The organism is Neolewinella maritima (genome assembly GCF_923081025.1).
In the GTDB taxonomy this organism is placed as follows: domain Bacteria; phylum Bacteroidota; class Bacteroidia; order Chitinophagales; family Saprospiraceae; genus Neolewinella; species Neolewinella maritima.
In genome coordinates this window covers 109,440-132,472 of the sequence record NZ_CAKLPZ010000002.1, presented here as the reverse complement: position 1 = coordinate 132,472, position 23,033 = coordinate 109,440, and the positions used below count along the sequence as shown (strand labels likewise).

The 23,033-nt window shown below is 60.3% G+C and carries 18 protein-coding genes; 4 read left to right on the top strand and 14 right to left on the bottom strand.

Annotation, left to right across the window (positions count from 1 at the left end):
• The first annotated feature begins 20 nt into the window (after window positions 1–20).
• The 4 genes from hisIE (at window position 21) to MJQ68_RS08935 (ending at window position 3,261) form a co-directional block, all read left to right on the top strand.
• Window positions 21–635, top strand: coding sequence for a bifunctional phosphoribosyl-AMP cyclohydrolase/phosphoribosyl-ATP diphosphatase HisIE (gene hisIE, locus MJQ68_RS08950; protein WP_238750703.1), 615 nt, complete (start codon window positions 21–23; stop codon window positions 633–635).
• A gap of 70 nt (window positions 636–705) precedes the next feature.
• The gene (locus MJQ68_RS08945) at window positions 706–1,155 is read left to right on the top strand and encodes a GatB/YqeY domain-containing protein (protein WP_238750702.1); all 450 of its coding nucleotides are present in this window, start codon (window positions 706–708) and stop codon (window positions 1,153–1,155) included.
• A gap of 62 nt (window positions 1,156–1,217) precedes the next feature.
• Window positions 1,218–2,309, top strand: a complete 1,092-nt coding sequence (locus MJQ68_RS08940; protein WP_238750701.1) for an LptF/LptG family permease — start codon at window positions 1,218–1,220, stop codon at window positions 2,307–2,309.
• 127 nt (window positions 2,310–2,436) lie between these two features.
• Complete coding sequence (locus tag MJQ68_RS08935; RefSeq protein WP_238750700.1) at window positions 2,437–3,261, top strand: prohibitin family protein; 825 nt, start codon at window positions 2,437–2,439, stop codon at window positions 3,259–3,261.
• Here the strand turns inward: MJQ68_RS08935 and MJQ68_RS08930 are convergent.
• The 14 genes from MJQ68_RS08930 to MJQ68_RS08865 all read right to left on the bottom strand — a co-directional run bounded on the left by MJQ68_RS08930 (window position 3,258) and on the right by MJQ68_RS08865 (window position 23,033).
• Window positions 3,258–7,313, bottom strand: coding sequence for a tetratricopeptide repeat protein (locus MJQ68_RS08930; RefSeq protein WP_238750699.1), 4,056 nt, complete (start codon window positions 7,311–7,313; stop codon window positions 3,258–3,260). The genes MJQ68_RS08935 and MJQ68_RS08930 overlap by 4 nt on opposite strands.
• A 344-nt stretch (window positions 7,314–7,657) precedes the next feature.
• Window positions 7,658–8,443 (bottom strand): hypothetical protein, encoded by a 786-nt coding sequence (locus MJQ68_RS08925; RefSeq protein WP_238750698.1) that lies wholly within the window; start codon window positions 8,441–8,443, stop codon window positions 7,658–7,660.
• A 97-nt stretch (window positions 8,444–8,540) separates the two neighbouring features.
• Entirely contained in the window at window positions 8,541–9,545 is a 1,005-nt protein-coding gene (locus MJQ68_RS08920; RefSeq protein WP_238750697.1) for a beta-ketoacyl-ACP synthase III, read from the bottom strand.
• Between the two features lie 107 nt (window positions 9,546–9,652).
• Window positions 9,653–11,206, bottom strand: coding sequence for a sodium:solute symporter (locus MJQ68_RS08915; protein WP_238750696.1), 1,554 nt, complete (start codon window positions 11,204–11,206; stop codon window positions 9,653–9,655).
• A 138-nt stretch (window positions 11,207–11,344) separates the two neighbouring features.
• A complete protein-coding gene (trxA, locus tag MJQ68_RS08910) occupies window positions 11,345–11,647 on the bottom strand; it encodes a thioredoxin (RefSeq protein ID WP_238750695.1) in 303 nt (100 codons plus the stop codon).
• Between the two features lie 133 nt (window positions 11,648–11,780).
• Window positions 11,781–13,913, bottom strand: coding sequence for an NAD-dependent DNA ligase LigA (gene ligA / locus MJQ68_RS08905; RefSeq protein ID WP_238750694.1), 2,133 nt, complete (start codon window positions 13,911–13,913; stop codon window positions 11,781–11,783).
• 14 nt (window positions 13,914–13,927) lie between these two features.
• Window positions 13,928–15,340: a gliding motility-associated protein GldE gene (gene gldE / locus MJQ68_RS08900; protein WP_238750693.1), complete on the bottom strand. Its 1,413-nt coding sequence runs from the start codon at window positions 15,338–15,340 to the stop codon at window positions 13,928–13,930.
• A 78-nt stretch (window positions 15,341–15,418) separates the two neighbouring features.
• Window positions 15,419–15,817 carry a single-stranded DNA-binding protein gene (locus tag MJQ68_RS08895; protein WP_238750692.1) on the bottom strand — a complete coding sequence of 133 codons (399 nt, stop codon included), beginning with the start codon at window positions 15,815–15,817 and terminating at the stop codon, window positions 15,419–15,421.
• Between the two features lie 39 nt (window positions 15,818–15,856).
• Window positions 15,857–16,948 (bottom strand): A/G-specific adenine glycosylase, encoded by a 1,092-nt coding sequence (mutY, locus tag MJQ68_RS08890; RefSeq protein ID WP_238750691.1) that lies wholly within the window; start codon window positions 16,946–16,948, stop codon window positions 15,857–15,859.
• A gap of 131 nt (window positions 16,949–17,079) precedes the next feature.
• Complete coding sequence (locus MJQ68_RS08885; RefSeq protein WP_238751295.1) at window positions 17,080–17,601, bottom strand: RNA polymerase sigma factor; 522 nt, start codon at window positions 17,599–17,601, stop codon at window positions 17,080–17,082.
• 290 nt (window positions 17,602–17,891) lie between these two features.
• Entirely contained in the window at window positions 17,892–19,142 is a 1,251-nt protein-coding gene (nusA, locus tag MJQ68_RS08880) for a transcription termination factor NusA (RefSeq protein WP_238751294.1), read from the bottom strand.
• On the bottom strand, window positions 19,142–19,618 hold the full coding sequence (locus tag MJQ68_RS08875) for an LSm family protein (protein WP_238750690.1): 477 nt from the start codon (window positions 19,616–19,618) through the stop codon (window positions 19,142–19,144). Before MJQ68_RS08875 ends, nusA begins: the two co-directional genes overlap by 1 nt.
• Window positions 19,619–19,762: 144 nt before the next feature.
• Window positions 19,763–21,133 (bottom strand): fasciclin domain-containing protein, encoded by a 1,371-nt coding sequence (locus MJQ68_RS08870; RefSeq protein WP_238750689.1) that lies wholly within the window; start codon window positions 21,131–21,133, stop codon window positions 19,763–19,765.
• Window positions 21,134–21,317: 184 nt separating this feature from the next.
• The gene (locus MJQ68_RS08865; protein WP_238750688.1) at window positions 21,318–23,033 is read right to left on the bottom strand and encodes a SulP family inorganic anion transporter; all 1,716 of its coding nucleotides are present in this window, start codon (window positions 23,031–23,033) and stop codon (window positions 21,318–21,320) included.

Here is a 23,033-nt window from a genome sequence, read left to right as displayed (position 1 = left end):
TGAGTGTACAAGATAAAGCAATGCAAATAACTGCCAGTAATACCACCGACCTGGACTTTAGCAAATCTCCCGACGGCCTACTCCCCGCCATCGTGCAGGATGCCCGTACCCGTGTCGTGCTCATGCAGGGCTACGTGAACCGGGAAGCCCTTGACCAAACCCTCGCCAGTAAGCAGGTCACGTTCTATAGCCGCAGCAAGCAGCGCCTCTGGACCAAGGGCGAAAGCTCCGGCAACGTACTGCGGCTCGTGCGCATCGACGCCGACTGCGATCGTGATGCTCTCCTCATTCAGGCCCACCCCACCGGCCCCGTCTGCCATACCGGCGCCGACACCTGCTGGGATGCCAAGAACGAGGGCGAATTTCTCGATCACCTCGAGCGTACCATCCAGGACCGCCGCGATCATCCCAGCGCGAGTAGCTACACGACCTCCCTGCTCCGGCGCGGCATCAATAAAGTGGCCCAGAAGGTAGGCGAGGAAGCCGTAGAGCTCGTCATTGAAGCCAAGGACGACGACAAGGACCTCTTTCTCGGCGAAGCCGCGGACCTGATGTACCATTACCTGGTCCTCCTGGCCGCGAAGGGCTATACCCTGGAAGAGGTGCGCGACGTACTCCGCAGCCGCCACCAGTAGCACCGGGCAACTATTCCCCCACCCCACGCCGTTTCCCTGTACTCCCTCACTCCTCAACCCCCCCTGCCCCTTGAGCCTACAAGAACGAATCACCGACGACCTGAAAACCGCCATGCGCAACAAGGACGAGGCCGGTAAGCGCAGCATTCGTGCCATCAAGCAGGCCATCCTCCTACAGCAGACCGACGGCAGCGGCACCACCCTCGACGAAGCCGGTGAGATCGCCCTACTCCAGAAGCTGGTCAAGAGTCGCCAGGAAAGTCTGGAGATCTACGAGCAGCAGGGCCGCGACGACCTCGCCCAGCCCGAGCGCGAGGAGATCGAAGTGATCAGCCGCTACCTGCCCGAGCCCCTCAGCGAAGAAAAGCTAGACGCCCTCATCAAGCAGGTCATCGCCGACACCGGAGCCACCTCCATGCGCGACATGGGCAAGGTCATGGGACAGGCCAACGCCAGAGCAGCCGGCCGGGCCGACGGCAAACAAATCGCCGCCACCGTCAAACGTCTCCTCAGCCAGTAGTATCTCCTACCCGCGCGAAGCGGTCTACCGAGCGAAGCGATCTAACCCGCCGAAGGCGACCTATGCTAAGTATTCTCGACAGGTACATCATCGGTAAGTTTCTCCGCACCTTCTTCTTTACGGTGCTGATCTTCTCGCTGGTGAGTATGATCATCGACTTCAGCGAGAAGATCGAGCGGTTCATCGAGTCGGGCATTCCTACACGCGTCATCGCACTGGAGTATTTTCCTACCTTCCTGCTGTTCATCCTGGGTTTTCTCTGGCCCATGCTGACGCTGATCGCCGTGATCTTCTTCACCGGCCGCATGGCCGACAATTCCGAGATCATCAGTATCCTCAATGCCGGAGTGAGCTTCTGGCGACTGATGCGGCCCTACCTGATCTCGGCGGGCTTTCTGTTCCTGCTCTACCTGGGGGGTATTCACTACTTCGTGCCCCTGGCCAACTCCCACCGGGCCATGATCGAGCGCGTCTGGTTCGGGCGGGGCCGCGACGAGGGCAAGACCACCAACGTACACTTTTTCGTAGCGCCGGATACTAAGGTCTACATGACCCACTTCAGCAAACGGGACAGCGCGGCCCGCAACTTCCGGATCGAACAGATCGTGGACAACCGGCTCGTCAGTCTCACCAAAGCGCGCACCGCCCGCTTCATCGACGGAGACCCCGCCCGCTGGCAACTCGACAACTACGAGACCCGCACCTTCGATGGCATGAGCGAAAGTCTGGTCGTAGGCACCCGCGAACCCCTCGACACCGTACTCAATCTGCGCCCGGAAGACTTTGTAGACTACCGCGAGCAACAATCCGCCCTCACCACCCCGGAGCTGCTTACGCAGATCCGTACGCAACGGCAGCGCGGTGCGGGCAATATCCGCAAGTACGAGGTCGAGCTGGCCCGCCGCACGGCCGAGCCCTTCACGATCTTTATCCTCACCCTGATCGGCCTGTCCGTAGCCGGCCGCAAGGTGCGCGGCGGTATGGGCATTCAGCTGGCCATCGGCATCTTCATGGGGGCCCTGTTCGTCTTTCTGAGCCGCTTTGCCTCCACCATCAGCGCGGGCACCGACCTGCCGGTGTACCTGGGCATGTGGATGCCCAATATTCTCTTCTTCGCCGCGGCGATGTACTTCGTCTCCCGGGCACAGCGGTAGGCCATCTACCCCCCGAAGGGGTCTACCCCCGACCGCGGTCTAAGTCACCGAAGGTGACCTATTTCCTCCCTAGCTTGTTACCTTATGGCGCGTTCAGTGCTTCGCCGAATGGGCTAAACCTACTATCATGAATCAGAAGAAATTAATGACCTGGGGCATCGTCGCCTTCTTCCTGCTTATCGTACTTACGATGGTCAGCAGCGCCACGTTTGTCACCATTGATTCTGGTGAGCGGGGCGTGCTGTTCCGCCGCTTCGCCGGGCTGGATAAGGAGACCATCTACCCCCCCGGCTTCCACGTGGTAGCCCCCTGGAACACGATGTACGTCTACGAAGTACGGGAGTCGCAACTAGAGGAAGAAATGGAAGTGCTATCCAGCAACGGCCTGAACATTAAGGTCGACGTGACCGCACGGATCCGACCCAACTTCGGGCAGGTCGCGCTGCTGCATGAGACTTTTGGCCGTGACTATATGGAACGACTCATCCGCCCCGAGGTACGCTCCAGCGTACGGCAGGTGATCGGCAAGTTCACCCCCGAAGAACTGTACTCTACCAAGCGTGACGAAGTACAGACCCTAATCACTGACGAACTGACGCGCACCCTGACCAACAACTACATTGACCTGCGCGCTATCCTAATCCGCGACATCGAGCTGCCCGACAAAGTGCGTACCGCCATCGAGGATAAACTGAAGGCCGAGCAATCCTCCCTCCAGTACGAGTACATCCTCACGCGCGAGAAGCAGGAGGCCGAGCGTCGCCTCATCGAAGCACAGGCGAAGGCAGACGCTAACCGCATCCTTGCGGCCAGCCTGTCGGAGAATATCCTGCGCGATAAGGGCATCGAAGCCACACTGGAACTGGCAAAATCGCCCAACAGTAAGGTCGTAGTAGTAGGTAACTCCGAGGGCGGCGGTCTGCCCCTTATCCTGGGCGGCGGCGGTAACTAGACCTCGGTCGGCCGCAGCATACTCAGGTAGTGGTTGTAGATGAACTTCGGCGTCTCCGCGTACAGGGTTTCGTAGAGGGCCAGGGCGCGTTCCCGGGCTTCCTGATCGGCCTCGCCACTGAGCTGGTAGCAGGTCAGATGGGCCTCGGCCTCCTGCTCGCGGGTAATGGTCTTGACCTTCAGGAGTTTCTGGATCACCCGCTGCGCACGGGGGTAATTCGCTGCATCGTAGGCGACCAGACAGCGGGCGTGCAGGAGTCGCGCACCGAAGAGCACATCCGGATTACCAAGGTCCTCGGCTAATTGTAGCGCTTCCTGCTCTACCGATTTTACTGCATCCAGCTGTCCGTCAGCGAGTAGTACCTGCCCCTTTTCGTAGAGGCTGGCACCCAGTACCAGTCGGTTATTGGTGGTACGGGCGATACCGATGGCCTGATCGTAATACTGAATGGACCGATCGTACTCGCCCTGCAGGTAGTAGATATCACCCAGGGTGTTAACGGCCTTAGCCACGCCCTTGCGGTAGCCCAGTTCACTACTGATCGACAGGCAGCGGTCCAGGTGGCCGATCGCCTTGGTGAATTTGCCCATGACGCTGTAGAGGTCGCCCAGTAAGCCCTCGGTGACCGCGATGCCCTGGCGGTCACCCAACTCGTAGCACATCTTGAGGTCCTGGGTGAAGAGGTCCAGGGCGGTTTCGTAGTTGCCCTGCCGCTCGTAGATGTTGCCCAGGCTACCCAGTCCGATGGCCTGCAGGCGGCGATCGCCTAGTTCGCGCGCCATTTTGAGTCCGATGCGGTGCTCTTCGAGTGACTCATCGTAGTCGCCGCTTTCAAAGTAGACGATGCCGAGATTCGTGTGGAGGGTGGCCAGCCCCATATTGTCGTTATTTGCCTCATGCCGGGGGATCTGCTCCTGGATGACGGAAATGGCTTCCTGGTACCGACCCAGGTTCATGTAGGTGAGACCGAGGTGAGAGATCGTGCTGGCCGAAGTGGTGGTGCCGGCCTGGCTCAGTCCACTCTCCAGGGAGCGGGTGTAGTAGGTGAGTGCCCGATCGTAGTGATTAGTCCGGAAGAACAGATTACCCATATTGCTATAGGCCTTCGCGATGCCGAACATATCGTCGACGGATTCGAATAGTCCGGCAGCCACCTTGAGGTAGTCCATAGCTAGTTCGTAATCCCCCTTCAGTGTATGCAGTTGGCCCAGTGCATTGTTCGTCCGGCCCAATAGCACCACGTCACGGCTCGACTTAGCGATCCGCTGGGCTTCTTCGTAGGCCAGCTCGGCCTCCTCCCAGCGGCCGACGATCTCGTAGACGCTGCCCTGCTGGAGGTGGATCTGTACGGTGGTGTCTTCCTGCGGCTGCTGACCCATCTTGGCGATCAGGCGGCGGTACAGCTCGAGGGCCTGCTGGTTCTGGTAGTTGGCCCGGGCGTAGCTGGCCGCTTTGCTCAGGTACTCGAGGGTCTTTTCCGTCTCCCCGCTCTGCTCGTAGTGGAAGGCCAGATCGACGTAGCGCTCTTCGATGTTTTCGGCGTACAGTTTTTCGATGGCCTGTGCGATCTGCCGGTGCAGCTGCTGCAGGCGGGTGGTCAGCTGCATACCGTAGACGGCCTCCCGCAGCAGACTGTGCCGGAAAATGTACCGTAGCTCGTTCACGGCACTCCAGATCTGTCCGCGTTCGGCTACTTCAATCTGCTGCTCCAGCAGCTTCATCACGTCGTCCGTCCCCTCGAAGTCGGTATCGGTACGCATGACCTCGGTGAGGATGGGGATATCGAACTCGCGACCGATCACCGCAGCGGCCTTCACGGTCTCGCGCACCATATCCGAGAGCCGGTCGATCCGGGCGGTCAGGATGGAGTTGATACTGGTCGATAGCTTGATGCTCTCGTCGCTCAGGTGCAGGAGTCCGTCTTCCTGCTTGTCCAGCAGCTCGTTCTCCCGGAAGTATTCCAGGATCTGCTCCAGGTAGAAGGGGTTGCTGTTCGTGGCCTTGAGGAGGGTTTCAAAGGTGCTCTCGGCTACCGGACCGCCCAGGGCGGCAGCGGCAAATTTCCGGACTGCTTCCGGACTAAGGGCCCCGATGTGAACATCGAGCGTAGCTACGGCCAGTTTTTCCTGTAGCGTGTCCCGGATGAGGTGGGGATAGTCACCATCGTCGTCCGGTCGTGCGGTGGCCAGGATGAGCAGCGGCAATTCCCCCATACGGCGCACCAGCTCCCGGATCACGGTCCGGCTGTCTTCATCGATCCAGTGTACGTCCTCCAGTTCCAGGACGGTAGGCTGTAGGGTAGCCTCGGCGATGATGAGGTTGACGATGGCATCGATCGTGTTCTGATACCTGCCCTGTGCGTCCAGGCGCGTCCACAGCGAATCGGGTTTTACGATCCCTAACTGCGCGGCGAGTACTGACTCGGTGCGCGCCAGCTCGGCAGCGAGCTCCGTAGCCGCCTCGCCCTTTTGCTGTCGCAGGCTGAGTTGTAGCCGATTGATGCGAAACTGGAAGCGGTGGCTGTTCTGCTCGCTCTTCAGGTCCATGCTCTGGCGGAAGACGCGTCGCAGCAGGTAGATGAAGGGGTTGAAGGGCTTACGCAGGATCTGGTCGCAGCTACCCAGCAACCAGTTGACCGCTCCCCGTTCCTTCAACTGATGGCGGAACTCGTAGGTCAGGCGGCTCTTGCCGATACCGGCTTCCCCCAGTACGTAGGCGATCCCGGCGGTTTCGTGCCGGAAGATGGGGGCGGCGAAGTCCAGTAAGTCACTGACCTCCTGATCCCGTCCGATGGGTTGCCCGCCGTAGGTCGGCTTGCCCAGTGATTGTTTACGCCCCTGCAGTGCGTAGGTCGGCTCGGGTTCCTGTATTCCCTTGTAGCGGATGTTGCCCTTCGGAAGGAAGCGAAACTGGGGGTTGCCCGCGATCTCCTGATCGACCAATACGACCCGCCATTCGGCCTCGGCCATCAGTCGGGCGGCCAGGTTGACCCGGTTGCCTACGCAGGCGTACTGGGCGCGCTCTTTGCCCCCTACGATGCCCGTGAAGGCCGTACCCACCGTCATACCCATCCGGTAGCTGAAGGGGCGCTTAGCCGCCGCGCCGAGGGTCTCGAGTTCCTGCTGTACGACGAGCGCGAATTCTACCGCCCGGGCAATGTTGTTCTCGTACGATACCGGCGCGCCGAAGAAGATCACCATCAGGGCGCCCTTATCTCCGTAGTCGACCTCCTTGAAGTAGCCACCGAAGTCGTGCACCTGATTCAGCACGACGGTCGCGAAGCGGTCCAGTTCGTCGTGCGACTGCACCCCCTCGAAGGAAAGGAAGCAGGATACTACCGTCCGGAATTCGCCCGTCTGATCGTACCGCACCACCTCCGGGGGTAGAAATTCAGTGGCCGCTTCGGTAGATATAGCCGGCAGCTCCAGGGGGTGTACCGTGCGGTCGCTGCCGCTGGTGATGTCTCCCAGGATCCGGTACGCACTGGCGTTGAGCTCTTCGGTATAGACCAGCCCGCCCTCGGTTAGGTTGTAGATGAACTGGTCGACGACGATCTCCTGCTCGCCCGCCAGGCTCTGGCACTTAGAGGCCGCGTCGATGGCCTCCCCCCGGAAGTAGAACGCTCGGAGGTCCTGCCCCACGATGCCGTAGCTCACCTTCCCCGCCCCGATGCCGGCCTTGATGCCGATCGTGAACTGCTCGCCGAACTGATTGCCCCGTTCGCGGAACAGCTGCCGCGCGCGCTCGGCCACGTTCAGCAGGTGCATGGCGTGGGTGCGGTCGAGGGTGAGGGGAAATACGGCCGTAAAGGCGTCGCCGGCAAAGTAAGGGATGAAGCCCCCCGAGGCATATACCAGGGCTACGAGGGGTTGGAAGATGTCGTTGAGGATCACCGAAAGCTGCTCGGCCCCCGTCAGGCCCTGCTGCATGAGGGTCTCGGTCAGGGGGGTGAATCCGCTCAGGTCAACGTTTAGGGTGAAGGCCTCTACCTGCCCGTGGAGATCGCCCGCCAGGAACTTCTGTTGAATAAAGGGGGGAATAAGGGGCTGCACGGGGCGGGGTTATACGGTGTGTTAAAGATACGGGCCCCAAATAAAACGGCCCCCCGCAGCAGCGGGTGACCGTCAGTTGTTGTTGTATGGCGGTGCGGGACTATAGGTAGCGCGAACCGTCCAGTAAGGCAGAAGTAAGACTGAGGCCGCCGCCCAGTGCGCAGGCAGCCATAAGTACGTAAAGAAGCGTCATGAGAAGGAGGGTGTTAAGAATGACGTTAAAAGGAGTGATATTCCGTACGTAAAGAAGTGGTATACAGTAAGTACGAGTGTAGGCCGTAGGCTGAGGCGCAATAAACGCCAATACCGATAGCTTTCCAAACCATAACGCCGTTTTTCTCGTCTTAGTCCCTCAACGGTAGTTCTACGCTCACCAGGGGCTGCTCTCCACTACTGGGCGCAGCCTCCCGACCGGTCATCCAGCGGTATACCCGCAACACCGGCATCTTGCCCTCCAGCCGAATGACCGAGAGCCCCCCCTGCTGCCGCGCCGAGACGATCTCCGGCGTCGATTGCCCCGCCGGACCACCGAAAATGTAGTAGGATTCCCCCTCCCCCAGGGCGGGTACATCCGAAAGATCCACCAGTGCCACCCCGGCCCCGGCCAGCAGGTGCACGTGCAGTATCCCGGTATCCACCGGCTGCTCGAACAACTGCATATCGTCCCAGCTGCCTACCGTCATCTGTATAGCCTCACGATTGCGACGCAACTCCAGCAGGTGACTGGCTTCGTCCTGGGCATGTATGGCCCGTTCCGTCACCAGTTCCCCCCGAATGTTCTCCTTGAGGCGGAAGAGGTACCCACTCAGGCCGATCAGCAGCAGGCAAATCGCGATCAGTGCGTAGCGCCAGAGGTTGAGGGAGTGATTGCGCTCCATCATGGCCGTGATCATCTCGTGGTCCAGGTCCAGAAAGTCCTCGGCGGTGCGGGGAGCGCGGCCGTCCAGCGGTGCGGCAATGTTGCGGGCATCGGCGTACGAGTTGAGTTCCTGGCGTAGCCGGGCAACCTCCTGTTCGAGGAAGGGGTCCTCCTCCATCAGGCGCTCTACCTCGGCCACACGCTCCGGGTCCAGCAACCCGAGCACGTATTGATCCAGTAGCCCACTACGCTTTAATTCCTCCCTACTCATATACTGAGGCAAACACATAAAGCCGTAGCCATGTGCGGGACGAAATGACGGCGGCCATCCATACCTGGTTTATACCTGGCGGGACAGGGGCGAAAGATCAGCTTTCGTCGCCGTCGTAGGCCCACTTCAGGTACAGGGCTCCCCAGGTGAATCCACCGCCGAAAGCCGTCAGGATCAGGTTGTCACCCCGCCGCAGCTGGGACTCGTAGTCCCACAGACAGAGCGGAAGGGTGCCCGCCGTAGTGTTGCCGTACTTGTGGATGTTGATCATCACCTTATCCAGCGGAAAGTCCGTCAGCTTGCTCACTGTCTGGATAATGCGGATGTTGGCCTGGTGGGGCACGAGCCAGTCTACGGTGTCTACGGTCAGGTCATTGCGCTTCATCACCTCCCCTACGACGTCCGACATCCCCCGTACCGCCGCCTTGAATACCGGCTGCCCGTTCTGACGTACGAAGTGCTCACGGGCCATGATGGTGTCTACCGTAGCGGGCTTGCGCGAGCCGCCGGCCACCAGGTAGAGGTACTCCTCCCCGCTGCCGTCGCCGTGGTGGCGGTAGTCCATGAAGCCGGTCCCGTCGGTGGTAGGCTCCAGCATTACCGCCCCGCAGCCGTCGCCGAAGATCACACAAGTGGTACGGTCCGTATAGTCGATGATCGACGACATCTTGTCCGCCCCCACCACGATCACCTTCTTGTGCTGTCCGGCTTCGATGAACTTAGCACCCACCGTAAGGGCGTACAGAAAGCCGCTACAGGCCGCACTCACGTCGAAGCCGAAGGCATTGTGGATCCCCGCCTTATAGGCCGCCACGTTGGCCGTGTCCGGGAAGATACTGTCGCCGGTCACGGTGGCACAGATGACGAGCTCCACGTCGTCCGCCTTCGTGTTCGTTTTCTTGAGCAGGCCGCGCAGGGCCTCGGCGACCATGACGGAGGTGCCCATATTGTCCCCCTTCAGAATGCGGCGTTCCTTAATGCCGGTGCGGCTGGTGATCCACTCGTCATTGGTGTCGACTATGGTGGCCAGCTCGGCATTGGTCAGGACGTAATCGGGCACGTAACCCTGTACACCCGTGATGGCGGCGCGAAGGTGGGACATAGACAATAGGGGGTATATCAGGCTTAATAAACGGCGAATGTACGGCGGGCCACCGCCAGCCACCAAGCCACAATACGTGAGTTTAACGGTCGCTAAGCGAATATTCGCTACAGCACTTCCTCGCTGCGCGCTACACTCAGCGCGATCAGCCCCAGGAAGGTCAGCAGCCCGTTGAAGGCCAGGATCAGAAAACCAAACTGGAAGCCTCCCAGCAGCACCGCCGAGTTGCGATCCACCAGGATAGACACGATGGGTGCCAGGATACACACCAACAACAGGGCGGGGACGCGGGTGCCCCCGATGATGATCGTCTCCCGGACCCGAAAGTTGGTCAGTAACCCGAAGGCGAATAGCCCCAGTAGCGGACCGTAGGTATAGCCCGCAGCCGTGAAGAGCCCGTTGATCACCGCCTGGTCGTTGATGACCCGAAAGGCCATGATGACGGCAAACAACAGCATGGAAAATCCACTGTGCACCAGCAGCCGTTGCCGTTTGTCAGACATCGCACCTGCGTCCCCGCCCCCTTCTCCGGATTCCGGTTTGGTGGCCTTATCCTGCATGCCCAGGAAGTCGACGCAGAAGGAGGTCGTAAGGGCCGTGAGTGCACTATCCGCACTGGAATAGGCCGCCGCCACGATGCCCAGTACGAAGAGAATGCCGGCCACGGGCGGCAGGTGCGTCAGGGCAATAGTGGGATACAGCAGATCGGAGGAGGCGGTAGCGGGCAGGCCCACCGTGGCGGAGTAGATGTACAGCAGTGCGCCCAGACTCAGGAAGAGGATGTTGGCGAAGAAGAGTACTACACTGAAGGCCAGCATGTTCTTCTGGGCATCGCGGTAGCTGGGCATGCTGAGGTTCTTCTGCATGAGGTCCTGGTCCAGACCGGTCATGACGATGGTGATCAGCGCACCGGCCAGAAACTGCTTGAAGAAGTTATTAGGGTCGCTCCAGCCGCCGTCGAAGTAGAACCACTGACTGTAATCGCTCTGGCGGATCAGGCGGGTCATGCCGCCCAGGTCGGTATTCAGCGCCTGACCGATGTAGTAGACGGTGAAGCCGGCAGCCAGCAGCATACAGACCGTCTGTAGCGTATCGGTGACGATGATGGTCTTGATGCCCCCCTTGAAGGTGTAGACCCAGATGAGCACGATGGTCGTGGCCACGGTAATCGAGAAGGGGATACCGATGGGGTCGGCTACGAAGTGCTGCAGCACGATCGCGACCAGAAACAGCCGGAAGGCCGAGCCGATGGTGCGCGAGAGTAGGAAGTAGAAGGCCCCGATCTTGTAGCCGTACCAGCCGATCCGCTCGTGCAGGTACTCGTAGATGCTGGTGAGCTGCATGCGGTAGTAGAGCGGCAGCAGCACCAGGGCGATGACCAGGTAGCCCAGCATATTGCCCATCACCACCTGCATGTAGCTGAAGGCCTGGTTGACGCCACCGGCGCCTACCGCGCCGGGTACGCTGATGAAGGTGACGCCGGACAGTGTAGAACCCACCATACCCACGGCCACGAGGGGCCAGGGCGACTTGCGGCCGGCCAGGAAGAAATCGACGTTCTCGCTTTCGCGCCGGCTGGTGAGGTAGGCGACCAGTACGAGCACCGCGAAGTAGACGGCTACGATGCCGAGAATGGCGTAGGGGGAAAGGGAAGCGTTCATGCGGTAAGTGCCGCAAGGTAATCCGCCCGGTACTAACCGTGGCGTAGGGGTTTATTCACCGCAGCGTACACGGAGGAACGCAGAGCAGCCTCTGCGTCGCTCTGCGACCTCTGCGGTGATCGTACTACCACGCAATAGTTAAGCCAGTTTGGCGAGCTCGTCCTTGAGGGTCTGGGGGCTCTGCACGCCGGCGGCACGAAACTTCAGCTCCCCCTGCTTAAAGATCATCGTGGTGGGCATGGACTGTACGCCGAGCTTCTCGGTGATCTCGGGATTGCGGTCTACGTCGATCTTGATCAGCCGCATGGCGTCGCCCATATCTTCCTTGAGCTGCTGCAGGATGGGGGAGTAGGCGTGGCAGGGGCCGCACCAGGTGGCGAAGAAGTCGATAAGCACGGGGGTATCTCCGTTGATGAGGTCCTGGAAGGAGGTCTTTGCCATGGCGTTTTTGTTATTAAACGCAGCCTCCCGGCTGCGGGGTTCGATGCAACCTCCGGTTGCGCTGGGAATACATCTTTAACCTCGCTACCGGAGGTAGCCGCGGACTTCGCAACCGGGAGGTTGCGTCAGACGACTAGACCAGCGCCAGATACTCCGCCTCCGTCAGCACCTGCACCGTGCCCAGGGCCGTAGCTTTCTTGAGCTTCGAGCCCGGCTTCTCGCCGACCACCAGGATATCGAGCTTTCCACTCACGGCCGATACGATCCGCGCACCCGCCGCCTTGGCCCGCTCCTGTGCCTCCTTACGACTGAGCTGCTGCAGGCTACCGGTAAAGAGGATGGTCTTGCCCACGAAGGGGCCCTCGGTGACCTCCGCGGCGGGGCGGTCTTCGTCCGTGGGCCGCACGTTGACACCGAGTGCCTCCAGCTCCCTCAGCTGGTCCAGGTGAAGGGGGTTGGCGAAGTAGGCAGTGACGTTGGTGGCGACGGTGGGGCCGATGTCCTTGATATTCAGGAACTGCTCCTCGGTCCAGTCGGCCAGGTCGAGCACGTGCCCGATGTGCTGGGCGACGAGCTGACTGGCCTTCTTGCCAAAGTGGTGGATGCTCAGGCCGTACAGCAGGCGCCAGAGGGGGTTCTGCTTGGCGGCATCGATGCTCCGGCGCAGATTTTCCGCCGAGCGCTCCCCGAAGCCTTCCAGCAGGGCGATCTTGTCGTAGGGGAGGCGGTACACATCCACGACGGTGTGCAGCCAGCCCAGGGCGTAGAACTGCTCGACGTAGCGCTGCCCCATGCCGTCGATATCCATGGCCGCTTTGGACACATGGAAGGTGATGCGTTGCAGGTTCTGCGCGCCGCAGACGCAGACGGGGCAGCGCCAGGCCGCCTCGCCCTCCTGCCGCACCAGGGGTACGGGCTCGCCGGTCTGATTGACGGGGCAGGTGATGGGCCAGACGATGGCTTGCTCGCTGCCGTCCCGCAGGTCGATCAGTGGCTTGACGATGTAGGGAATCACGTCGCCGGCCCGCTCCAGCAGCACCTTATCACCTAAGCGCAGGTCCTTTTCGCGGATGAAGTCTTCGTTGTGCAGGCTCACGCTGCTGATCATGACGCCGGCCAGGGCGACGGGCTCGGTCTTGGCCACCGGGGTGATGGTGCCGATCTTGCCTACCTGGTACTCTACGTTCAGCAGGGTGGTGGTAGCCTGACGGGCGGCGAACTTAAAGGCGATGGCCCAGCGCGGGTGGTGGCTGGTGTAGCCGGCCCGCTCCTGCAGCGCCAGGTCATCGACCTTGACGACCATGCCGTCGATCTCGTAGGGGTAGGCCTCGCGTTCCGTCTCCCACTTGGCGCAGAAGGCAGCGGCGGTAGCGATATCCGCAGCCTCCGTACGCTCGTAGCCGGTGGCGGGGACCTTGAAACCGAGCTCGGTGAGCACGTCCAACGCGTGGGTGTGGGTGCCCAGGGCCTGTACCGCGTCGTTGCCCTCCGCATCTGTACCGTAGCCGAAGCTGTAGATGAAGGCCTCCAGGTTGCGGTCGGCTACCTCGGTGGGCGACTTCATGCGCAGCCCCCCGGTCGCCGTATTGCGCGGATTGGCGTAGAGGGTAAGGCCGGCAGCGGCACGCTGCGCGTTCATCTCCTCGAAGCGGTCCTTGCGAATGATAACCTCCCCACGCAACTCCACCCGGTGCAGGCCGTAGCGGCTGAAGGCCGCCGAGAGGGGAACCGACCGGATGACGCGTGCATTGTGGGTGATCTCCTCCCCCAGCACGCCATTGCCCCGGGTGGCGGCGCGCACCAGTTGGTCATTCTCGTAGACCAGCGCGATCGATCCCCCGTCGAACTTGGGCTCTACCGCATAGGCCAGGGCCGCGTCTTCCTCCATATTGAGCATCCGCTTGACCTGTCGGTTAAATTCCGCCAGGTCTTCGGCATTGTAGCTGTTGCCCAGACTCAGCATGGGCACGAGATGGGGCACACTCTCGAAGTCGCCGGTCAGGTCGCTGCCCACCCGCTGACTGGGGCTGTCGGGCGTGATCAGGGCGGGGTGCGTGGCCTCCAGGGCTTCGAGTTGTTTGTAGAGCTGGTCGTAGTCGTAGTCGCTCAGTACCGGGTCGTTCTGCACGTAGTAGCGCCACTCGTGGTAGCGTAGCAGGGTGCGCAGTTCCGGCAGCTGCTCTTCGGGGGGCAGGGAGGTGGCGGCCCCGGCGAGGTACGCTTTGGAGCGGGTATAGTACTGGCGTTGTTGTTCCTGACCGTACATCGGCTACGTGGGGTTTAGGTGGATGGGTCGTCGTCGGATTCCGGCGGCTCGGGCAGCGTGATGAGGACCTCCTGAATGCGCCGCTTGTTGACCGACATGGCCTGGAAGCGGTAGCCCTCGTAGACGATCTCTTCGCCCACTTCGGGCAGGCGACCGAGGATCTCCAGCAGCAGACCCGCCAGCGACTCCGCCTCCCCCTTCACGGGCTCGAAGGTAGAGGTCGCCATGCGCAGCACCCGGTAGACGTCGTTGAGGAGCGTCTTGCCGTCAAAGACGAAGTTCAGCTCGTCGATACGCTGGAAGATGATCTCGTCGTCCTCATCGAACTCATCCTGAATGTCTCCGATCACTTCCTCCAGCACGTCCTCCAGGGTGACGATGCCCTCGGTGCCCCCGTACTCGTCGACTACGATAGCCATGTGGGTCTTCTCGGTCTGAAACTCCTTGAGCAGGTCGCTGATTTTCTTGTTTTCCGGTACGAACAGGATGTCTTCGCGCACCAGTCCCGTCCAGTTGAAGTCGGCCGGCTCGTGGCGGTGGCCCAGCAGGTCCTTGACGTACAGCAGGCCGATCACCTTGTCGAAGTCTTCCTCGAAGACCGGAATGCGGCTGTAGCTCGACTCGCGGATCACGGAGACCACCTCGGCGTAGCTCAGCTTATTGTCTACTGCGATCACGTCGCCGCGCGAGCGCATGATCTGCCGCACGGTCACGTTGTTGAACTTCACGATCCGCTTGAGGATGTCTACGTCCTGCCGCTGCGTTTCCTCTCCGCCCTCGTCGGAGTTGACGGTCAGGTCGATAGCTTCGTCAATGTCTTCCTGGCTGGCGGCCGCGGCGTCCATCGTATGGTTCTCCAGCATCCGCTCGATGAAGCCCGCGCCCTGCACCAGGCTGGACGAAATGGGGTAAAAGGCCCGCAGCATCAATCCTACGGGACGGGCCATCTGGGTAGCTAGTTGCACTTTATTGTAGCTCGCGTATACCTTCGGCGCCACCTCCCCGAAGAGCACCAGCAGAAAGGTCACGCCGATCACCGTGATGGCAAAGCCGATGGCTTCCCCCAGGCTATCCACCGCGAACCGGTTCATGAAGGCCAGACTCTCCTGGATGCGCAGCGCCCAGGCGACGAAGAGGCTGGTCGGAAAGATCTTGCTGAGGATGATCTCCGACACCAGTACGATGGCGATGTTGATGAAATTATTGGCGATCAGGATCGTAGCCAGTACCATGCGCGGCTTGTCGCGCAGCTCGTAGAGCATCTCCCGCGAGGGGTTATTGGACTGCTCCAGCTCCTCGTAGTCGTTGGCCGTCAGCGAGAAGAAGGCCACCTCGGAGCCCGATACCAGGCCGGACAGTAGCAGCAACACCGCGATGCCCAGAAAGCCCAACGCCAGCTCTACCCCATTGCTCATCAATAGTAGCACGGGCCAGCAGGATAAAAAAGGATCGGAGGGGTCCAACGAAATGGATTGGTGGAGGACAAAGATAGTTCCCCGACCGCACTAGAAGGGCAGATCTTCCTCGGCCGCCATCGGAGGGGTGTCCACCGAGCCGTCCTGGCCCGTATCCTGCTCGCGCTTTCCGTCCAGCAGGCGGAACATGGCACCCACTACTTCCGTGCTTTTGCGGGAGTTGCCGTCCTTATCCTCCCACTTCCGGTGCGTGAGTTTGCCTTCCAGGTACACCAGCGAGCCCTTGCGGCAGTACTTCTGCGCGCGCTCGGCCAGGTGCCGCCACACCACCACGTCGTGCCACTGCGTCTCCTCCTGCCACTGTCCGGCGCGGTCGCGGTAGTTCTCGGTCGTGGCCATCCGCAGGCGGGCTACCATGGTGCCGTTGGCCAGGGTACGGATTTCGGGGTCGGCGCCGAGTCGGCCGACCAGCGTTACGCGGTTTATCATCTGTAGTGGGGTTGAGGGGCAAAACTACATAGGTCCCGCTCAAAAGCCCAGCGTAAGGCTGGTATCCTCCAAAAAGCGGGTGATGATACGCGGCAGGGCGTAGCGCTCGAACTCAGCCCGCGGCACCACCAACATCCCACTGGGCGGGTACGCAGGTGCGGTGAGGTCCCCGACAGATAGCACGTGAAACACCGCCCCGATCGTCTGATGACTCAGTTGATGGCGGTAGACCCCACTCCGGCGCATGTGGCGCAGCGGGTCGGGTGCCAGGTCCGCCGGCCAGTTCGGGTGGGCCGTTAAGCGGGGCAGACTCAGGTCGATACGCTCCGCTTCCACCAGGGGGAACTGGTACAGCGACTGCCAGATGTCACCGGCCGGCCGCTGCTCCAGTAAGTAGCGCTCTTGCTCATCCTTGATCACCAGGTAGTGGAAGTAGCGGGTGCGTACCGCGGTTTTCCGTTTCTTCAGCGGCAGCGCGTACACCTTTTCTTCGGCTAGTGCGCGACAGGAGGTAGCTAGGGGACAGTGCGCACAGTCGGCCAGTTTGGGCGTGCAGACCAGCGCCCCGAAGTCCATGATCGCCTGATTGAAGCGGGCGGCCGGCGTATCCCCGAGGGCGCGTTCGGCCAGTTGCTGGAAGTGCTTCCTGCCGGGGCCGGTGGTCGTTGGGGTGGCATCGCCGGCGTAGCGGGCCAGTACCCGGAAGACGTTGCCATCCAGCACGGCGACCTGCCGGTCGAAGGCGAAGGAGGCGATGGCCGCCGCCGTGTAGGGGCCGATACCGGGAAGCGCCAGTAGACCCGCATAGGTATCAGGAAAGCGACCGTCGTGCTCGGCGGTGACGGTGCGGGCGGCCCGGAGCAGGTTACGGGCCCGGGAGTAGTACCCCAATCCTTCCCAGAGCTTCATGACGGCATCGTCCGGGGCGGCAGCCAGCTCACCTACGGTAGGATAGGCCGCTACGAAACGCTCGAAGTAGGGCCAGCCTTGCTCCACCCGCGTCTGCTGCAGGATGATCTCACTGAGCCAGATGCGGTAGGGGTCGGTGTTTTCCTTCCAGGGCATAGGCCGGCGGTCGGGGCGGTACCAGGCCAGTAGGCCCTCGCGAAAAGCTTGCCAGTCGTGCTCCATAGGTACTAAAAACAGGGACCCGCCGCAAAGGTGCAACGGGTCCCGAAAGGCTGGTTCTTGAGTTACTTACCTTCAGCTACACAAGAAGTACAGGTTGCTGAGAGGGACGATTAGGAAACACTATACACACACTATTTTTCGCGCAGCTTACCGTACTGACGGGCGATCTGCGCCTTGAGATCCTTACGGGCAAAGAAGATGCGGCTCTTCACCGTACCCAGTGGAAGCAGGAGATGGTCGGCGATCTCCTGGTACTTGAAGCCCTGATAGTGCATCAGGAAGGGGATACGGGTAGAGTCCTCCAGCTCGTCGATCATCTCGGTGAGTTCCTTGATCAGGATGTTGCTGTCGGCGGCATTTTCGATCGCGTGCGAACCTGAGTTGAGGTAGTACAGGTTATCGGTATTGTCCATGATGGTGTTGGCCTTCATCTTCTTCCGGTAGTTGTTGATGAAGATGTTCTTCATGATGGTGAAGAGCCAGGCCTTCAGGTTCGTGCCCTGACGAAACTTATCGCGGTTGGTCATGGCGCGAAATGCCGTTTCCTGGTACAGGTCTTTTGCGTCCTCAGAATTCTTGGTAAGGTTATACGCAAAGGAGTGTAGAAGAGTAGACTGCTTATCAAATTGGTGGAAAAAGTCGATCTGGGTCATCATAGCGTGTCGGCCGTAGCCTTTTGTTGAACCAAAATTACGGAAACGTTAGATAAGATGCAACCATCCAGGCCCCGTGCAGTGGTTGATTTACTCCATGCGATGGGGCTTTACAATATATAATATCTGTAATTTACTGATATTCAGTAAATTATAAATAAGTGCGCATGAATAGTCAGACATATTCTTTCAGAAATATTTGAAAGAAGACGGCGGGCCGACAACTGACAGTGGCCCACCCTTGCGAAAAGGTGGGCCACTGAGGGTAAAAAAAGAGGGACTGAAGCGTCCTATTCCTCGACGTAGCGCACGTCGTCGAATTCGGCGGCCAGGGTACGTAGTACGTTGATGATGGTCTCCTCCTCCAGGTCGGTACGGCGTACCAGATCCTCGGGGCTCATCTCGATCACGGAGCGGGCCGTGTCCAGTCCGATCCCCTTAAGGGCATCGATGACCCAGGACTCGATCTCGTCGCTGAACTCTTCCAGATCTACGTCGTCTACTTCGACCTCGTTGTTGCGGTATACATCGATCTCGAACTCCACCAAGCGGCTGGCGAGTTTGATGTTGGTACCTCCCTTGCCGATGGCCAGGCTGACCTGATCGGGCTCCAGGTAGACCTTGGCGCGGCGGTTCTCCAGATCGATGTCGATGTTGGACACCCGTGCGGGGGTCAGCGAGCGCTGGATGTAGAGGTTGGTGTTATTGGTGTAGGGGATCACGTCGATGTTCTCCTGATTGAGCTCGCGGACGATACCGTGGATACGCGAACCCTTCATGCCTACACAGGCACCTACGGGGTCGATCCGGTCGTCGTAGCTCTCTACGCTCACCTTGGCGCGCTCGCCGGGGATGCGCACGATGCCCTTGATGGTGATGAGGCCGTCTTCGATCTCGGGCACCTCCTGCTCCATGAGCTTGGCCAGGAAGCGCTCGTCAGTGCGGCTCACGATCACCACGGGGTTGTTGTTGCGCATCTCGACCTCCTTGATCACGCCGCGTACCATATCTCCCTTGCGGAAGTAGTCGCCGCGGATTGTCTCCATGCGGGGCATGACCAGTTCGCGGCCGTTGGCATCGTCGATCACGAGTACCTCGCGCTTCAGGATCTGCTGCACCTCGCAGAGCACCAGTTCGCCCACCCGCTCGGTGTAGCTGCGGTAGATCTCGTCCTTTTCGAGGTCCATAATGCGGCTGATCAGCGTCTGCCGGGCGGCCATAATGCTGCGGCGGCCGAAGTCCTTGAGGAACAGCTGCTCGTAGCACTCCTCCCCGATCTCGTAGTCTTCGTCGATGGCGATGGCCTCGGAAAAGGAGATCTGGGACAGCTCGTCGGTCACTTCGCCGTCGGGTACGATCATACGTACGCGCCACAGTTCGAGGTCTCCCTTATTGGCGTTGACGATGATGTCGAAATTCTCGTCGGTGGTGAATTTCTTTTTGATCAGGGTGCGGAACACGTCTTCGAGTACCCGCACCATGGTGGGGCTGTCGATGGCTTTGCCCGAGCTGAATTCCTTGAAGGTATCGACCAGGTTCATCATGACTTAAAGGATATTTTTACGATGGATTTTTTAATGGCGTCGTGGGCGAGCGTGATGTCCTCCACGACGGTTTTCTTGCGTTTGCCTTCCTTGATGCGCCGTTTGGCTTCCAGCACGATCTCGGTAGGGGTGGCTGCCTTGAGCTGGCCGGTGTAGGTCTCTCCGTCGGTGCTGGTCACTTCCAACGTACGCCCGATGTTCTTCAGGTACTGCCGGTAGAACTTGAGCGGACGGTCTACGCCGGGGCTACTCACGTTCAGCATATACTCCTCGCCGAGGGGCTTTTCCTCATCGAGGTAGCCTTCAAGGTAACGACTTATACGCTGACACTTACCGAAGGTCATCGCCGAGTCGCTGTCTACGAACACTTCGAGCCGCTTATTGGAGTGGGTGATGTCGACTACGAAGCAGTCGGCAAATTCCTCCTCCGTGGTGAAGTACGTATCCAGTAAATTAGTAATCGTTTCTTCCATGTTGCGACTGCACCGCGTTTAATTCATTCCTCCGTCCGGTTTGACTATGGGGGACACAAAAAAGAGGGAACCTCGCGATTCCCTCTCCTGCTTTTTACGGCCTTGTTTGGCAAAGATAACGCTTTGCTCCCGTATTGGTTGACCCTAGTTGTCCAGGTCGGGCAGTAGCACGCCGTCGATCAGGTGGATGACACCGTTGGTACCCTGAATATCGAAGGTGGTGAAATTTACCTGGGTGCTATCGGACGTGATGAGTACGGGGGGCAGGTCGTTGCCGTCGGCATCCTGGTTGATCACCACGTCGATGTCTTCCATACTAGCCGTGGTGATGGATCCTTCCTCTACATCTTCAGAGCGGTTGTTGGCACCTACGATGACGTGGTTGAGCAGCACTTCCCGGAGTTGATCCATATCGAGGGTAGCTACGGTGTCAGCGGCAGCGGTGAACGCGGCATTGACCGGAGCGAACACGGTATAGGGGCCATCGCCGTCCAGATCATCCACCTGGCCGGCTGCCGTCAGGGCAGCCTGCAGGGAATCCAGCATGCTGGTCTTCACCACGAAATCTACCACGCTCTGTGGCATAAGCACCATATCCACAGCGTGTATCACACCGTTAGTGGCGATCACGTCGGTAGCTACCACATTTGAGGATTGGTTGATCATGACGCTGTCACCGGCCGAGTTGATCAGCAGCGATAGGGGGGATTCGTCGGGACCTTCCGTGTTCAGCGTGGTCTGGAAGGACATGCCACCGGGGATGTCCGCAGCGAGAATGTTAGCACCAATTACGTGGTACAGCAGAATCTCACGCAACTCTTCCTCCGTGATCAGGTCGAGGTCACGGCCCAGGGCGGTGAATGCGGCGTCCGTAGGCGCGAATACGGTGTAGGCACCCGTGTCGGAGAGCACGTCGTCCAGCCCGGTACGCTCCAGGGCTGTGATCAGCGTAGTAAAACGACCGTCCAGTACGGCACCGTCTACGATGCTGGGGGGCATAAGCAGCATATCGATGGCGTAGATCGATCCGTTGACCGCCTGGATGCGATCTCCGGTTACGTTGGCCATGTCGTTGATGCGGATCGTGCTGCCGTCGTTGTCGAAGGTCAGGGGCAGGGCCGCACCGCCGGGGTTGCTGGTATTAAAGGAACTTTGGGTGGAGCGGCCACTGGCGATGTCGCCATCGCGGATCACGGTACCGGAAAGCACGTGGTAGGCGAGGATGTTGGTCAGCTCGGCATCGGAGAGCGCGGCCAGGTCCACACCGGCGGCTTGGAAGGCGGCATCCGTGGGGGCGAATACGGTGAATCTACCCGTAGCCTGATCCAGCCGACTGTCCAGCCCGGTACGCTGCAGCGCGGCAGCCAGGGTAGTGAAGTCAGCGCTTCCCTGTACAATGTCGGTAATGGACCCAATGACGGGATTGTTGGTCTGGTCCTCGTCGTCGTCGCAGGCGGAGAAACCCAGTACCATGACGCAGAGGAATAGCGTCAGAAGGTTAAAATGCTTAGTCATATGTAATGGTGTTTAAACTTTAAAAAGGGTATGCTAGCTGTATTAACAGCATTACAGACATATACCCCGATATTGAATGGGGTGTTTACATGCCGCACGGCTAACGCCTAGTAGTACACCTAAGTATACTAGCTAGACGGTGTTTTACCTTCATTGCGTTGGTCAGCCGACAAATATTCCAAATTCAGTCATGCTGCACGGCGGGCAGGTCCCAGTTTCGCCGCACATCCCGGTCCCGGTGGTAGCGGATCGCATCCTGAATGGACAGGAAATATCGCTCGACCCCCATGCGCTGCATCAGGCCGGCATGGAACAGCCGGTCGCGTACCGGACCGATCACCCCCGCCAGGTAGAACGCCAGCTCGCGACGCTCCAACTGATCGTACAATTGCTCCAGGGCATAAAGCCCCGTGGTGTCCAGGTCGTTGATGGTATGGGCATCGAGCAGGACGGCCTCCAACTGTTCGCCTCGCTCCTCGACCATCGCCAGAATGCGATCGCCAAAGTACTCCGCATTGCCGAAGTACAGCTCGGCGTCGAAGCGCACGATCAGCAGACTGGGGTCTACCTCCGCGTCCGTAAAACGGCTCACGTTGCGAAAGGCATTCGTGCCCGCCACCCGGCCCAACTCGGCCAGATGAGGCCTGGCCGCACGCATGAAGACAAAGACCAGTGATAGCACCACCCCTCCCGCGATACCATACTGTAGTCCGGCAAACAGGGTGAATCCGAAGGTGACCAGCAGCACGGCCAGTTCCCGCGGAGCCAGCCGCCCCAACCGCCGCATTTCCGCCAGGTCGAACAGCTTGCCCACCGAGAACACGATGACCGCCGCCAGCATCGGCAGCGGCAGGTAGTAGAACAGTGGGGTAAGGAACAACAGGACCAGCACGAGCAGCAGCACCGCCACCAGTCCACTGACCGGTCCGCGTCCGCCCCCCTCCTCCACGACGGCCGAGCGGCTGAAACTCGCCGAAGTAGGAATAGCCCCGAAAAAGCTTCCCAGGATCTTCGACACCCCCAGTGCGACGAGCTCCCGGTTGGGCTTGATGCGGTAGTACCCATGGCGGGTGGCGAAGGTGTTGCCGATCGACAGCGTCTCCACAAAGCTGATGAGAGCCAGGATCAGCGCGGTCGGCAGCAGCGCCAGAGCGGTGGACCAGTTCATCTCCGGTACGGCGAAACCGGGTAGCCCGGCCGGAATCGCCCCCACTACGGCAATACCCCCCACTCGGTCTAGCCGCAGCAGGTACACCAGCAGGGTAGCCGCCACGATACAGAATAGCAGGACCGGCGCGCGGGGCGTCCAACGCTTACCGGCCAGCAGCAGGAGCAGGGTGCCCAAGCCGAGGGCCGCCGTGGGCCACTGCCAGGTATTCAGGTGGCGTACTACCTCCACCACCGTATCGTAGAGGTAGGCCGTACGCGGCATGTCCAATCCCAGCAGCAATTTGATCTGGGAGGCTACGATCAGCACGGCCGCCGCCGAGACGAAGCCCGATAGCACCGGCCGGCTCAGCAGACTCACCAGCCCCCCCAGCCGTAGTACCCCAAAGAGCAGCTGGATCAGGCCGGTTAGCCCCGCCAGTAGTACGGCGTAGCCCAGGTATTCCGGCGTACCCACCTCGGCTACGCCCGCCAGTCCGTTCAGGCAGAGCAGACTCGCCAGTGCCGTAGGCCCTACCGAGACGTGCGGCGTACTCGCCAGCAGCGTATACACCAGCAGGGGGATCAGGGCGGCGTACAGTCCGTATACCGGTTCTACCCCCGCCAGAAGTCCGTAGGCCATAGCCTGGGGGATCAGGACGACGCCCAGCGTCAGACCCGCCACGGCGTCGCGGCGGATCCCCCCGCGACGATAGTCAGCGGGAAGGGGGAACCAGGAGTGAAGGAAGGACAA

Bases quoted from the DNA above. Each gene is read 5' to 3' on its own strand.
- hisIE (WP_238750703.1), top strand. From the start codon at position 21: ATGCAAATAACTGCCAGTAATACCACCGACCTGGACTTTAGCAAATCT.
- MJQ68_RS08940 (WP_238750701.1), top strand. From the start codon at position 1,218: ATGCTAAGTATTCTCGACAGGTACATCATCGGTAAGTTTCTCCGCACC.
- MJQ68_RS08935 (WP_238750700.1), top strand. From the start codon at position 2,437: ATGAATCAGAAGAAATTAATGACCTGGGGCATCGTCGCCTTCTTCCTG.
- MJQ68_RS08925 (WP_238750698.1), bottom strand. From the start codon at position 8,443: ATGAGTAGGGAGGAATTAAAGCGTAGTGGGCTACTGGATCAATACGTG.
- MJQ68_RS08920 (WP_238750697.1), bottom strand. From the start codon at position 9,545: ATGTCCCACCTTCGCGCCGCCATCACGGGTGTACAGGGTTACGTGCCC.
- MJQ68_RS08915 (WP_238750696.1), bottom strand. From the start codon at position 11,206: ATGAACGCTTCCCTTTCCCCCTACGCCATTCTCGGCATCGTAGCCGTC.
- trxA (WP_238750695.1), bottom strand. From the start codon at position 11,647: ATGGCAAAGACCTCCTTCCAGGACCTCATCAACGGAGATACCCCCGTG.
- ligA (WP_238750694.1), bottom strand. From the start codon at position 13,913: ATGTACGGTCAGGAACAACAACGCCAGTACTATACCCGCTCCAAAGCG.
- MJQ68_RS08895 (WP_238750692.1), bottom strand. From the start codon at position 15,817: ATGATAAACCGCGTAACGCTGGTCGGCCGACTCGGCGCCGACCCCGAA.
- mutY (WP_238750691.1), bottom strand. From the start codon at position 16,948: ATGGAGCACGACTGGCAAGCTTTTCGCGAGGGCCTACTGGCCTGGTAC.
- MJQ68_RS08885 (WP_238751295.1), bottom strand. From the start codon at position 17,601: ATGACCCAGATCGACTTTTTCCACCAATTTGATAAGCAGTCTACTCTT.
- nusA (WP_238751294.1), bottom strand. From the start codon at position 19,142: ATGAACCTGGTCGATACCTTCAAGGAATTCAGCTCGGGCAAAGCCATC.
- MJQ68_RS08875 (WP_238750690.1), bottom strand. From the start codon at position 19,618: ATGGAAGAAACGATTACTAATTTACTGGATACGTACTTCACCACGGAG.
- MJQ68_RS08870 (WP_238750689.1), bottom strand. From the start codon at position 21,133: ATGACTAAGCATTTTAACCTTCTGACGCTATTCCTCTGCGTCATGGTA.